This is a genomic window from Lactobacillus sp. UMNPBX12, assembly GCF_002553955.1.
GTDB lineage: Bacteria > Bacillota > Bacilli > Lactobacillales > Lactobacillaceae > Lactobacillus > Lactobacillus crispatus.
In genome coordinates this window covers 1-12,161 of the sequence record NZ_PCYY01000032.1, presented here as the reverse complement: position 1 = coordinate 12,161, position 12,161 = coordinate 1, and the positions used below count along the sequence as shown (strand labels likewise).

The 12,161-nt window shown below is 38.6% G+C and carries 7 protein-coding genes and 27 tRNA genes; all 34 read right to left on the bottom strand.

Translation table 11 applies throughout. The annotated features are described in order from the left end of the window. Positions 1-289: 289 nt before the first annotated feature. The 34 genes from smpB to CP363_RS09620 all read right to left on the bottom strand — a co-directional run bounded on the left by smpB (position 290) and on the right by CP363_RS09620 (position 12,101). Positions 290-748, bottom strand: a complete 459-nt coding sequence (smpB, locus tag CP363_RS09785; RefSeq protein ID WP_005721136.1) for an SsrA-binding protein SmpB — start codon at positions 746-748, stop codon at positions 290-292. A 12-nt stretch (positions 749-760) separates the two neighbouring features. Next, the gene (rnr, locus tag CP363_RS09780; RefSeq protein ID WP_013085895.1) at positions 761-3,100 is read right to left on the bottom strand and encodes a ribonuclease R; all 2,340 of its coding nucleotides are present in this window, start codon (positions 3,098-3,100) and stop codon (positions 761-763) included. 72 nt (positions 3,101-3,172) lie between these two features. After that, positions 3,173-3,406, bottom strand: coding sequence for a preprotein translocase subunit SecG (gene secG / locus CP363_RS09775; RefSeq protein ID WP_005722499.1), 234 nt, complete (start codon positions 3,404-3,406; stop codon positions 3,173-3,175). Between the two features lie 67 nt (positions 3,407-3,473). Then, entirely contained in the window at positions 3,474-5,534 is a 2,061-nt protein-coding gene (locus CP363_RS09770) for an LTA synthase family protein (protein WP_098036189.1), read from the bottom strand. A 74-nt stretch (positions 5,535-5,608) separates the two neighbouring features. Continuing rightward, complete coding sequence (locus CP363_RS09765; RefSeq protein ID WP_098036188.1) at positions 5,609-6,634, bottom strand: lysylphosphatidylglycerol synthase transmembrane domain-containing protein; 1,026 nt, start codon at positions 6,632-6,634, stop codon at positions 5,609-5,611. Continuing rightward, entirely contained in the window at positions 6,634-7,677 is a 1,044-nt protein-coding gene (locus tag CP363_RS09760) for a glycosyltransferase family 4 protein (protein WP_005721128.1), read from the bottom strand. Before CP363_RS09760 ends, CP363_RS09765 begins: the two co-directional genes overlap by 1 nt. Next, positions 7,678-8,856, bottom strand: coding sequence for a glycosyltransferase family 4 protein (locus tag CP363_RS09755; RefSeq protein ID WP_057726956.1), 1,179 nt, complete (start codon positions 8,854-8,856; stop codon positions 7,678-7,680). Positions 8,857-8,975: 119 nt separating this feature from the next. Continuing rightward, positions 8,976-9,060 (bottom strand) — tRNA-Leu (locus CP363_RS09750). A gap of 41 nt (positions 9,061-9,101) precedes the next feature. Further along, positions 9,102-9,172: transfer RNA gene (locus CP363_RS09745), tRNA-Cys, on the bottom strand. 23 nt (positions 9,173-9,195) lie between these two features. Further along, positions 9,196-9,267, bottom strand: a tRNA-Gln gene (locus tag CP363_RS09740). A gap of 7 nt (positions 9,268-9,274) precedes the next feature. After that, a tRNA-His gene (locus CP363_RS09735) sits at positions 9,275-9,347 on the bottom strand. A 12-nt stretch (positions 9,348-9,359) separates the two neighbouring features. Then, positions 9,360-9,430: transfer RNA gene (locus tag CP363_RS09730), tRNA-Trp, on the bottom strand. Positions 9,431-9,434: 4 nt separating this feature from the next. After that, positions 9,435-9,516 (bottom strand) — tRNA-Tyr (locus CP363_RS09725). A 6-nt stretch (positions 9,517-9,522) separates the two neighbouring features. Next, positions 9,523-9,595 (bottom strand) — tRNA-Phe (locus CP363_RS09720). Positions 9,596-9,601: 6 nt separating this feature from the next. Next, positions 9,602-9,675 (bottom strand) — tRNA-Asp (locus CP363_RS09715). 3 nt (positions 9,676-9,678) lie between these two features. Next, positions 9,679-9,752: transfer RNA gene (locus CP363_RS09710), tRNA-Met, on the bottom strand. Positions 9,753-9,763: 11 nt separating this feature from the next. Further along, a tRNA-Ser gene (locus tag CP363_RS09705) sits at positions 9,764-9,850 on the bottom strand. 33 nt (positions 9,851-9,883) lie between these two features. After that, positions 9,884-9,955: transfer RNA gene (locus CP363_RS09700), tRNA-Glu, on the bottom strand. Positions 9,956-10,710: 755 nt separating this feature from the next. Further along, positions 10,711-10,800: transfer RNA gene (locus CP363_RS09695), tRNA-Ser, on the bottom strand. 2 nt (positions 10,801-10,802) lie between these two features. Next, positions 10,803-10,877, bottom strand: a tRNA-Ile gene (locus tag CP363_RS09690). Between the two features lie 6 nt (positions 10,878-10,883). After that, positions 10,884-10,954: transfer RNA gene (locus tag CP363_RS09685), tRNA-Gly, on the bottom strand. A gap of 18 nt (positions 10,955-10,972) precedes the next feature. Continuing rightward, positions 10,973-11,045 (bottom strand) — tRNA-Phe (locus CP363_RS09680). A 6-nt stretch (positions 11,046-11,051) separates the two neighbouring features. Then, positions 11,052-11,125, bottom strand: a tRNA-Asp gene (locus CP363_RS09675). Positions 11,126-11,128: 3 nt separating this feature from the next. Beyond that, positions 11,129-11,202 (bottom strand) — tRNA-Met (locus tag CP363_RS09670). 23 nt (positions 11,203-11,225) lie between these two features. Beyond that, positions 11,226-11,299: transfer RNA gene (locus tag CP363_RS09665), tRNA-Ile, on the bottom strand. A gap of 13 nt (positions 11,300-11,312) precedes the next feature. Further along, a tRNA-Met gene (locus tag CP363_RS09660) sits at positions 11,313-11,386 on the bottom strand. Positions 11,387-11,416: 30 nt separating this feature from the next. Continuing rightward, positions 11,417-11,490: transfer RNA gene (locus CP363_RS09655), tRNA-Pro, on the bottom strand. 8 nt (positions 11,491-11,498) lie between these two features. Next, a tRNA-Arg gene (locus CP363_RS09650) sits at positions 11,499-11,572 on the bottom strand. An 8-nt stretch (positions 11,573-11,580) separates the two neighbouring features. Continuing rightward, a tRNA-Leu gene (locus CP363_RS09645) sits at positions 11,581-11,666 on the bottom strand. A gap of 11 nt (positions 11,667-11,677) precedes the next feature. Further along, positions 11,678-11,749 (bottom strand) — tRNA-Gly (locus CP363_RS09640). A gap of 10 nt (positions 11,750-11,759) precedes the next feature. Then, positions 11,760-11,832: transfer RNA gene (locus tag CP363_RS09635), tRNA-Thr, on the bottom strand. A gap of 24 nt (positions 11,833-11,856) precedes the next feature. Further along, a tRNA-Leu gene (locus CP363_RS09630) sits at positions 11,857-11,938 on the bottom strand. A 13-nt stretch (positions 11,939-11,951) separates the two neighbouring features. After that, a tRNA-Lys gene (locus tag CP363_RS09625) sits at positions 11,952-12,024 on the bottom strand. A gap of 4 nt (positions 12,025-12,028) precedes the next feature. Then, positions 12,029-12,101 (bottom strand) — tRNA-Val (locus tag CP363_RS09620). Positions 12,102-12,161: the final 60 nt, after the last annotated feature.

The window sequence follows — 12,161 nt, the reverse complement described above, 5'->3', positions numbered from 1 at the left end:
CCTTACATGTCTGTTTTTAAGCTCTCGTCGCATCTCTCGAAGCGACTTTATTAATTTACCTTATTTTCTTCGCTTTGGCAAGTCTTGCTCTTCGTTCGGATTTTTAATATGAATATTTCAATATCAAACGTATCTTAATACTATTATTCGTATCTATAATAATTTAAAAAACATTTAACTTGATTTTCTCTGCATTCTTCAAATTGTTCGAACATTACTTTGTGAAAATTAAAAAAACTTTTTTTAAATTTTTCAACAAAAAAAGTCTGAGATTCTTCTCAGACTCATTTTAGACACCATACTTGCGTCGAATATCGCGCTTCTGGTCTCTTTCTTTAATTGTTTGCCGTTTGTCATATTCCTTTTTACCTTGGCCAACACCAATCAATACCTTGGCAAAGCCATGTTTTAAATACACTTTAAGTGGAATAATTGCAATACCACGCTCTGATTGTGCTTTGGCCAAACGTGCAATTTCTTTTTTATGCAAAAGAAGGCGCCGACTACGTAGTGGTTCATGATTGTACCGATTGCCTTGCTTATATTCACTAATATGAACATTTTCTAGCCAGGCTTGTCCGTTGACGATCTGCACATAACCATCCCGCAAGTTGATTCTTCTAGCTCGTACAGACTTAATTTCGGTTCCAGTTAAAGCAATTCCTGCTTCCAATGTTTCCTTAATAAAATAGTCGTGTCGTGCTTTTTTATTTTGTGCAATTAAATTATCTTCTTTTTCTTTTTTCATTAAGATCAATCCCTAATGTTTAAAATTTCTCCGACCTCCACGGTTTCCATTACCTCGGCCACGGCCATGATCGCTGTGATTATTAAACTGACCACCACGGCGTCCGTGATTATTGCGAAAGCCACGGTTTCCACGACGACGATTATTCATTCCGCGATCGTTATGCTCATGCTTAGGCGCATTAGGATCATATATTTCAAAGTCTAACTGATGTTGTTCAACGTTAGCATTAATCAAGGTTACCTTAATTGGCATCCCTACCTTATATTGCTTATGAGTACCTCGACCAGTTAGCGTCAATGATTTTTCATTAAAACTGTAAAAATCATCAGTCAAATTCGAAATATGGATTAATCCCTCAATCGTATTTGGTAATTGAATAAACATCCCAAAACTAGTTACCGAAGATACTACCGCGTCAAAGTGTTGCCCCACTTGATCGGCCATATATTCTGTCATCTTCAAGTCATTTACTTCACGTTCAGTATCAATTGAACGTCTTTCTTGCGTTGAAGTTTGTTCTGCAACATCTGGCAAGTAACTAGCAAAATGCTTTTGCACTTCTTCATTAGTCCCCTGGTCTTGATATGCATGGATCATCCGGTGCACCATCAAGTCAGAATAACGTCTAATTGGTGAAGTAAAGTGAGTATAGTATTCTGCAGCTAAGCCAAAGTGTCCCAGTGCTTCTTCTGAATAATGCGCTTGCTTTAAGCTACGTAGCATCATCATTTGTACTACAGCTTCCTCTGGAGTATCTGTAGTTTTAGAAACTACTTTTTGTAAATCAATTGGCTTAACGTTATTTGGATCCGCATGAATATTCAAGCCAAATGCGCTACAAAATTCAAAGAAAGTCTTGATTCTTTCGGCATCTGGTGTTTCGTGAACACGGTACAAGAATGGAACATGCTTTTTGAAGAAATCTTCGGCCACGGTTTCATTAGCCATTAACATAAATGATTCGATCATCTTTTCGGCAGTACCACGTTCATGCAAAACAATATCTGTTGGCTTGCCTTGATCATCAACAATAATTTTTGCTTCTGGTTCTTCAAAGTCAATAGCACCACGTTGATGACGTTGTTTATACAAAGCAGCATGCAAATCTGCCATTTCTTCAAGCATTGGTCGGAGTTTAACATACTTATCCTCCAAACCATTCATTTCGCCCTTAAGAGTTTTGTTAACCTTGTTGTAGGTCATTCGACCATGTGAGCGCATGACAGAAGGATAAATTTTATAACCTACTCTTTTACCTTCTGGCGTAATTTCCATGTCACATGACAAAACAAGCCGGTCCACGCCTTCATTTAAGGAACAAATTCCATTAGAAAGTCTAAATGGCAGCATTGGAATTACCCGATCAACTAAGTAAGTACTGTTGCCACGAGCAAATGCCTCTTCGTTCAACGGCGTATTTTCTGTCACATAGTGAGAAACGTCCGCAATGTGAACACCAAGGTGATAATTGCCGTTAGGCTTTTTCCATAAAACTACAGCATCGTCAAAGTCCTTAGAATCATCCCCATCGATAGTGACTGCAGGTTGGTCAGTAATATCTACTCTACCCTTTTTTTCCTCTTCAGTAACATGATCAGGAATAGCATTAGCTTGCGCCATTGCATCTTCAGGCCATTCAGTTCTTACATCATGTGCTGCCACAATTGACATAATGTCAACACCAGGGTCATTTTTATTACCAATAATGTTGACTACTGCACCAGTCATTGACTCAGGATTTTCCTCATCTGGATAATCCTTAATTGAGACCTTAACCATATCGCCCATTTGAGGGATCAAGCCATTTTCAGACAAATAAACTCGGTATTTATGCAACTTTTTATCGTTACTCAAAGCATAGCCGATAAAATGACTGATTTTTCTTTGCTCATCAGTTAGCGGATGAAATTCACCAACTAACGTTTCCAAACCATGTTCAAGGATCTCTTCAACTTGACCTTCTGGTCCTTTACCATTCCAAGGATTACCACCAGCAGTGATCTTTACTTTTACTCGGTCACCATTAACGGCATACTTGGTATAATCTGCGGCAACAAAGACGTCGTCCGCATTTTCATCATCTAATCTAACAAAGCCAAAGCCTTTATCATTAGCTCTGAATTCACCTTCAACTTCAGTATTTTCTTGAGCTAATTGGTATTGTCCTTTGCCATCTGTAATAATCTTTTTATCGTGCTCTAAAAAAGAAAGAGCCTTAATTAATTCAGTAAAATTACCTAATCTATCACGACGTGCTTCACGTTCAATTTGATCTACACGAAATTGTTTTTGTGGATTATGGCGAAAAATTTCTAAAACGCCGGCCAAAATTTTTTCGTTTTGTGCCATGCAGTTATTCTCCGATCTTTAAATTTAATAAAAAAAGCCTCCCCATCATATTTTGATCGGGAGGTACAAAATTTATTTTGAAGACATATAAGCTAAGATAATAGCAAAGACGAAAAAGAGTACCAATAAAACTGAGGTTACTTTTTCCATAAATGCTTCAAAACCACGTTTTTTGGTTTGCCCACTAAAAACGGCACCGCCAGATAAGGCGTTCAATGCATCTTGTTGTTTTTGTGGCTGCATCATTGTTGCAATGACAATTAAGATTGAAACAATGATTAGTAGCGTCATAACTAAATTATACAATGCGCTGCCTCCAATACACACATACGATTTACTTACCAAGTTTATCACAAATTACTAGTTTTTGCAGTTATTTTTTTAGTTCAGGCGCATCTGTCTTGAAATCTTTTTGCGTCGTTTTACGATGATTTTGATACCACAGTGAAGTTTTGCTTGGATCATCAAACAAACGTTTTAAAGATGGCGCCTTGTTATAGTCGTGATCCTTCGGCTTGACTCTAGTAAACCATTTTGGTTTATAGAATCGGAGCAGATTGCCATTAATTACACGATCTGACAAAGACAGCTGTGTAGTTACGGTGTTAGAAATTGCAGTTAATTTTTCTTTTAATTTCTTATTAGGTTTGATCCTTTCGCCCGTCTTGGTGTCATAATAATCGCTACCCACCTTAGAATATTCCGGAGTGATAAAGTCACCATTTCTTTGTGCTACAATTTGCGGTGCATTTTTGCTTAGCAAGTCATAGCCAAATTGGATCGTATCTTTGTCTTTGATCCCCAGCAAGTTCAGTAAGGTTGGTAAAACATCGATTTCACCGCCGTAGGTGTGATTAATGCCACCCTTTAGTCCTTTCATATGGAACATCAAAGGAACTCGCTGGAACTGCAAATTATCAAAGTCATTAAACGAATCTTTCTTAAGCAATTCTGCACTAGCCTTATGGTGATTACCTGAAATTCCATAGTGATCACCATAAAATACTACTAGTGTCTTCTTATCTAGGCCCGTCTTCTTCATCCAACGCATAAATTCACCAATTGCTTGGTCTAAATAATGCGCGGTCTGCACATAACCATCAACTGTTTCATCCCCAGTATTCGTTTTATCAATCGTCTGATTCTTTTTATCGATATTATACGGATAGTGGTTCGTTACAGTAATCATCTTTAAATAAAATGGTTGTGGTAAACGCTCAATGTACTTGATTGACTGATCAAAGAAAATTTTATCTTTTAAGCCATATCCGATATAGTAGCTTGGTTTGTTCTGATAGAAAGACAGTGGCATAAAGTATTGGTAGCCAAATGACTTATAAGCATTATTTCTATTCCAGAAGGAGCCAGCACCACCATGCATTACAGCAGTAGTATAACCAGCTTGTTGATGCAAAATGGCTGGAGCACTTTCAAAAGTATTAGAAGTACCATACGTAGACATTGCACTACCTGATTGTAGTCCGTATAAAGAATTTTCAAGCATCATTTCGGCATCAGAAGTCTTGCCTTGTCCTACTTGATTAAAGAAATTATCAAAACTAATGGTGTCTTTTTGATGATAAATCTTATTCAGATTTGGCGTTACCTCTTTACCTTTCCATTTGTAGCCAATCAGAAATTGTTGAAAACTTTCCAAATGGATGATTAACACATTTTTTCCTTTAGCCACGCCGGTGTAAGCGGGATTAGGTTTAACGTAATTTTCTTTTAAATAGTTTCTAACAGACTTCAAATCAGAAACATTAGCTTTGGCCATCTGTGCACTAGTTTGTGCTGTCTTATAGCCATCATAAATAGCATATTCATTGATTCCCAGATATTTGACGATGTAATTATTATCAAAAGTTCTCGTCAAAAGTCCAGAACGATCATTTTGGGCCATCAATAAATTCAGTCCCATTAAGCTGACAGCCAAAGCCTCAATTAACAAATTAACTTTTAGCTTCAGTGGACGAACATCCATCTTAATTACTTTGGTCGCCAATAACACGATAATTACAGCAATATCAGCAAAAGCTAAAAAATCGCTAGCTAGTGTAATTCCTGCAATACTTTTACCCAAATTATCGGAAGTCGAGCCTGATGTCTTAATAATTGAAAATGACAAAAAGTTTGAAAATTCACGATAATATAAAATATTGGCAAATAACCACAGTGTTAGCAAAAAATCGATAACTAAAATAATCCAATAGGATTTACGTCCTTTAAAAAATAGCCCAATTCCCAGCAAAAGCATCCCTGAAGGAATCGGATTAATCAGCAATAAAAATTGCTGCATTGGACCAACTGCTCCTAAATTAAACTTAGTTAAATAGATAAAATAAGTTTTAAGCCAAAACAAGACTAAAACAATCGTAAAAAAGCCTAACTTAGTCTGTGTCAGCCACCTAAAAAAAGATTTAGTGTGTTCCACGCGCTTCTGCTCCTCTCATTACGGTAATTTATCTTACTACGAAATTTAGTAAGACACCGTTGTTTTAATAAAAATTAATCATTTTTTGTGCTTTTTATCTTTTTCGGCTTAAAAATCCAGCCTAAGATGCCGAGAAGCATACCGAAAAAATATGTTGAAAAGCGCCAAATAAACATAGCCAAAATTAACGCACCATGTGAAGAAATGAAGGTGGAGAATAACGTTTGGAAACTATATTCTGCCCCTCCTGACGCACCTGGAATAGGAATGATCGCCATAAACATGATAATCATTATATTCATTTGCGTAACTTGATACCAAGAACAAGATACATTTAGCGCTGTTAATACCATAAATGGAATGGAGTAAAAGAAAAGTAGCTGCAATACTGTTAAAAGCGAGGCAACAAATAATTTCTTCTTTTCTTTTTTTAGTTTCTGACTCTCTGCATAAAAAGTATCAATCTTTTCTAAAGTAGCCTTACGCCACTTCTCAACTCGTTCCTTTTTCATCATTTTTGCCAACAAGTCCATTAACCAATTAGTTGCCTTTTTAGTAAAACGATAAGCAAACATAATTGCCAGCAAAAAGATAATTGAACTAACATGAATCAAAAAGCCAATTGCAATAAAAATTGCTAAACCAGCGAACTTAGTCATTACCATGTGAAAGCCAAAAATAATTGTAAATACATAGGCAAACAAAACAACGATCTGATAAATAATAAATTTCATCAGCAAAATTGAGGTGGAACGGCCACCTTCCATGCCCATTTGAATCATTGCGGCTAGCTGTGATGGTTGTCCACCCGTGGACATTGGTGTAATTGCATTAAATAGAGCTTGAATAATTGGAATTCGCAAAAACGACCAAGCTGACCTTTTAGGCTCTTTCTTTCGATGAGCTAAAGTAGCTAAGATACCGGCTTCACATACATAGGACGAAAGCATTAAAGCAAAAACCATGATTAATGCAAAAATATTCAGGCCATGAGCTGCCCGTAATATTTCCGATATCGGTGTAGCTTTTAAATCTGCATATAGCACAAAGGCACTGATTGCTAAAACAACCAGAATGCCCCACAAATGTTTTTTATTCATTAATGTATTTGGCCTAGCTCTTTTCCTAATTCATATTGCTCATGATAAAATTCGTCCCAAATTTTAGCTAAATGATCTTCTGAATACTGTTGACTTGCCTTACGCGATAATTCGCTGTATTTCTGCAAAGTTTGTGGATTGGCAACTACTTTTTGCAATACTTGATTCATTTCGCCAAAATCTTTCCCGCTTAGATAATAGCCATCGATAATTGCCTTATAAAGATCAAGGTCACGCAATAATACTGGTGTTCCACAACTGAATGCTTCCAAAACTGACATTGGGAACAATTCATCATATGATGGAAGAACAAATAAGTCTGCAATATTTAAATACTTAACTAACTTCTCTCGCTCTACAATTCCCGCAAACGTCATATTCTTAGGTGGATTGTCAACCATTTCTTTGTAATGATCATAGCCATCAGTGATTTTGCCAAACGAAAAACCGCCTGCCCAGATAAATTGAATATCAGGATTAGCTTGTGCCATCTTAACAAAGTCATCGATCCCCTTGCGTTCCTGTACTTGACCATCACCAAAAACAACAAATTTATCAAGTGGAATTCCTAATTCATGACGAAATGCGTTTTTGCTGGCCAATGATTCTTCATAAAATTCTGTTTTTGAAACAAAATTAGGAATATATCTAACCTTGTTCCGATCAATTCCATAGTTAACCAACTTATCAATAAAGATTGGATTAACTACAACAATTTGATCCATGCGTTTATAAAAATCAATTACATATTGATAAAAAACTTTTTTAGCTACGCCTGGCAACTTAATTGAGCCTTCTAATGTATCTGGTAAAAAGTGAACATAGCCAATCTTCCTGCCACGTGCTGGTGAAAAACTATTTGCGTAATAGGTTGGATTAATCGTGTGATAATGCGTTAAATCGCTATTGCCATATTTGTTAATCGTTACATAAAATTCGTCTACTAAGTGCGTCCTCAGAAGTTTAATCAATTCATTATAAGCTGAACCTACACCCTGTCCTTTAACAGAATCAGCTTGCGAGAACATATTAATTCTAATCATTTAGTTCCTCTTTTTAGTCTCCTCATCATGCTTAGTTTGATAGTGATCAATTGCATACTGATAAAAATCAGACACATTTTTAGCAAATTGATCAGCTGAAATCTTCTGTAATTTATTTTGCAAAAGTTCCTGCGGGATTCTTTTCGTCCCTTGCTTAAGCAAAGTAATAATCTCTTCTAACATTTCTTGTTGTGTAGTAAATGTCAGCCCAAAAATATCTTGATCAAAAATGTTTTCGGTATAGTCTGTGTCATAAACCACACATGGCGTACCTGCAGCTAGAGCCTCAATATAAGTCAACCCCTGTGTTTCTGTATCACTAGCTGAAACAAAAAGATCAGCCATTCGATAATAATTACCAACATCGCCATGCTCTACATTACCGACAAAAATAACGTAATTCTCTAGTGTTAATCGCTCTACCTGATCCTTTAACACATCAACATCAGGGCCATCACCTGCGATAACAAATTTCACATTAGGAAATTCATCAATAATTTCAGGCATTACGTTCAAAATATGATTAATCTTTTTTTCGGCTGCAATTCTACTTAAGGTTAAAATTACAGGCGCATCTTGATCAATTCCAAGTTCTTGCCGCACATCACGTTGAATATCGTTGTTCATGCCCTGCAAATCTACTCCAGTAGGAATCACCCTAATTGGTATTTGAACGCCATAGCGCCGTAATAATTCTTCAACTCGGCCACTAGGAGCAATACATCCATCCATATTTTTCAAATAGCTTTTAACAAATTGTCTAACATGATATGGACGAAGCAAATGCCCATTTAAAATATAGTGCAAGTAATCTTCATACATCGTATGGTAAGTGTGGATAGCAGGAATATCTAATTGATGAGCTACATATTTGCCAATAGTACCTAATGCAAATTCAGTTTGAGTATGAACTATATCAAGATTAACTTCTTTAGCTACTTTGGTTGCTTCAAATAGTCCTCTAAATGCTATTCGCCGATCGGTAAATGAGACAAAAGGAATACTGCTAAAACGAAATACATTCGGTTCTACAGTTCCTTTTTTCACGTTCGGATCAGTAGTAGTAAAAATAAATACATTATGCCCCTGCTTTTCCAACGCTTCTTTTAACGTTTTAATTGAAGTAGCTACGCCACTTATCTGGGGAAAATATGTATCGGTATAAAGACCAATATTCATTTGAGTACCTCCATATGTAGCATTATAAAGATTCCTGTATTCATGTGCAATTTATATAATAAAATGCTAACATTTTAAAATAAAAAAAGCGATCCAATAATTGGATCGCTTCATAATAATAGCGGTGATCGGGGTCGAACCGATACGTCCGTAATGGACACCAGATTTTGAGTCTGACGCGTCTGCCAATTCCGCCACACCGCCATAATATTAAATTTTAAAATAATCAACTTATTCGGTTGATAAGGCGGAGGTCGGATTTGAACCGACGATTAAGGTTTTGCAGACCTCTGCCTTACCACTTGGCTACACCGCCATAAGTTATGAAATTATTTAGAATTGGGATAGCTGGATTCGAACCAGCGCATGTTAGAGTCAAAGTCTAATGCCTTACCACTTGGCTATATCCCAATACTAGGGCGGAATGTGGGAATCGAACCCACGCATGCTGGATCCACAAACCAGTGTGTTAACCCCTTCACCAATTCCGCCATGAAGGTAAACAGGGATAGTAGGAATTGAACCCACACTAGCGGTTTTGGAGACCGATGTACTACCTTTATACGATATCCCTATTATGGAGGAGGGTGGATTCGAACCGCCGAACTCAGAGAGAGCGGTTTTACAGACCGCCGCGTTTAGCCACTTCGCTACTCCTCCAGATGATGGCGCGGGACGGAATCGAACCGCCGACACAAGGAGCTTCAATCCTTTGCTCTACCAACTGAGCTACCGAGCCATCTTACGGTCCATATGGGATTTGAACCCATGATCTCCTCCGTGACAGGGAGGCGAGATAAACCACTGCTCCAATGGACCAAATTGCGGGAGCTGGATTTGAACCAACGACCTTCGGGTTATGAGCCCGACGAGCTACCAGACTGCTCCATCCCGCGATATTCAATTAAGGAGGATGTGGGATTTGAACCCACGCGCGGCAGAACCGCCTAACGGTTTTCAAAACCGTCCCCTTAAGCCACTTGGGTAATCCTCCATTGCTTAATGCCAAAAAATTAAATTGTGGCAATGACCCGTACGGGATTTGAACCCATGTTACGGCCGTGAAAGGGCCGTGTCTTAACCACTTGACCAACGGGTCATGTAACTCACTCAAGAGCACTTTATTATAATAACTAATCACACTTCAAAAGTCAAGAACTTTTTATTTATTTTTTTAATTAGCTATTACTATTGTGATCTCTCAATCACAACGTATTTAATATTAATAGATATTCAGTCAAAATGCAAGTACTTTTTTATTTTTTGTTGTAAAACATTTATATCTATCTTAATACTTCAAATTAGCTAGAGCAAAACAGCTTCTCTTATCTTTAATTAAATGATCTTTATAAATTGTTCCATATTAAACTGCTTCTTTATATCACTATGAAATCCCCCACAAAATTATTTTTTTAATATAGATCATACAAGAAGAAATTTAAAACAATCGACTCTCCCTATGTTATATACACGATTATTGACTTGAATCAATGTCCAAGGCTTTTACCTAAAAGAAGTGTAATAATTGCCATTAAGTCATTCAAAATAATATGCATTTAGGTTTATCAATAACTCAAAATTAAGGTTTTAACATCTTATGACGTGTTTTCAATGCAGAGAGAACTTAACGAACTCATCTCCTTCCATCCACTATACATATGGTTGCATATAAGACGATACATTTGTAATTCCTTACTGTTTCAGCAGGTATTTACTCCTTTGTAAACGTCCCATACTCATAATATCATTGCTACTGGCTCTTAGTTCTAACACTTTCATCGGACTAAGAATGTCGCTCGGTACACAAAAAAACTGCTCTAGAAATTAATCTAGAACAGTTACTTTTCTATATAGCGGAGACAGAGAGATTCGAACCCTCGCACCGGAATAACCCGATCTACACCCTTAGCAGGGGCGCCTCTTCAGCCACTTGAGTATGTCTCCAATGGGCCTAAATGGACTTGAACCATCGACCTCACGCTTATCAGGCGTGCGCTCTAAACCAGCTGAGCTATAGGCCCATATAAAGCGGGTAACGAGAATCGGACTCGCGACTAAAGCTTGGAAGGCTTTCGTTTTACCACTAAACTATACCCGCACCTAATATAAAATGAAATGGCGCGGGACGGAATCGAACCGCCGACACAAGGAGCTTCAATCCTTTGCTCTACCAACTGAGCTACCGAGCCATCTTACGGTCCATATGGGATTTGAACCCATGATCTCCTCCGTGACAGGGAGGCGAGATAAACCACTGCTCCAATGGACCAAATTGCGGGAGCTGGATTTGAACCAACGACCTTCGGGTTATGAGCCCGACGAGCTACCAGACTGCTCCATCCCGCGATATTAATATAAAAGCCATATTATGGACCTTGTAGGACTCGAACCTACGACAGGACGGTTATGAGCCGTCTGCTCTAACCAACTGAGCTAAAGGTCCAAGCTTACAATTATAGCGGCGGGGGGGATCGAACCCTCGACCTCCCGGGTATGAACCGGACGCTCTAGCCAGCTGAGCTACACCGCCAAAATGTAACCAATCACCATTAGATTACAATCGGGAAAACAGGATTCGAACCTGCGACCCCCTGGTCCCAAACCAGGTGCTCTACCAAACTGAGCCATTTCCCGTTTTTAAGTGCGCCCTGAAGGATTTGAACCTTCAACCTTCTGATTCGTAGTCAGACACTCTATCCAGTTGCGCTAAGGGCGCATCATCAATGCCGGGGATCGGAGTCGAACCGATACGGTTGAAACCAACCGCGGGATTTTAAGTCCCGTGCGTCTACCAATTCCGCCACTCCGGCGTGTTGATGAAAGCGGAAGACGGGATTCGAACCCGCGACCCCCACCATGGCAAGGTGATGTTCTACCACTGAACTACTTCCGCGTAATATAAATGCCGATTATACGACTTGAACGTACGACCCCCTGTTTACAAGACAGATGCTCTACCAACTGAGCTAAATCGGCATATTGTCAATATGTGGTTGGCAATACGGGTGGTGGGACTTGAACCCACACGTCCGAAAACACTAGAACCTAAATCTAGCGCGTCTGCCAATTCCGCCACACCCGCATATATAGGGTCATGAGCCGTGAGGGACTTGAACCCTCGACCCACGGATTAAAAGTCCGTTGCTCTACCAACTGAGCTAACGACTCGATATGGAGGATACAGGGCTCGAACCTGTGACCTCCTGCTTGTAAGGCAGATGCTCTCCCAGCTGAGCTAATCCTCCATATTGAGCACGGCAGCTTCCTTTCCTCGCAGGCAGTTGCCCACCAACTACTTTCGGCGT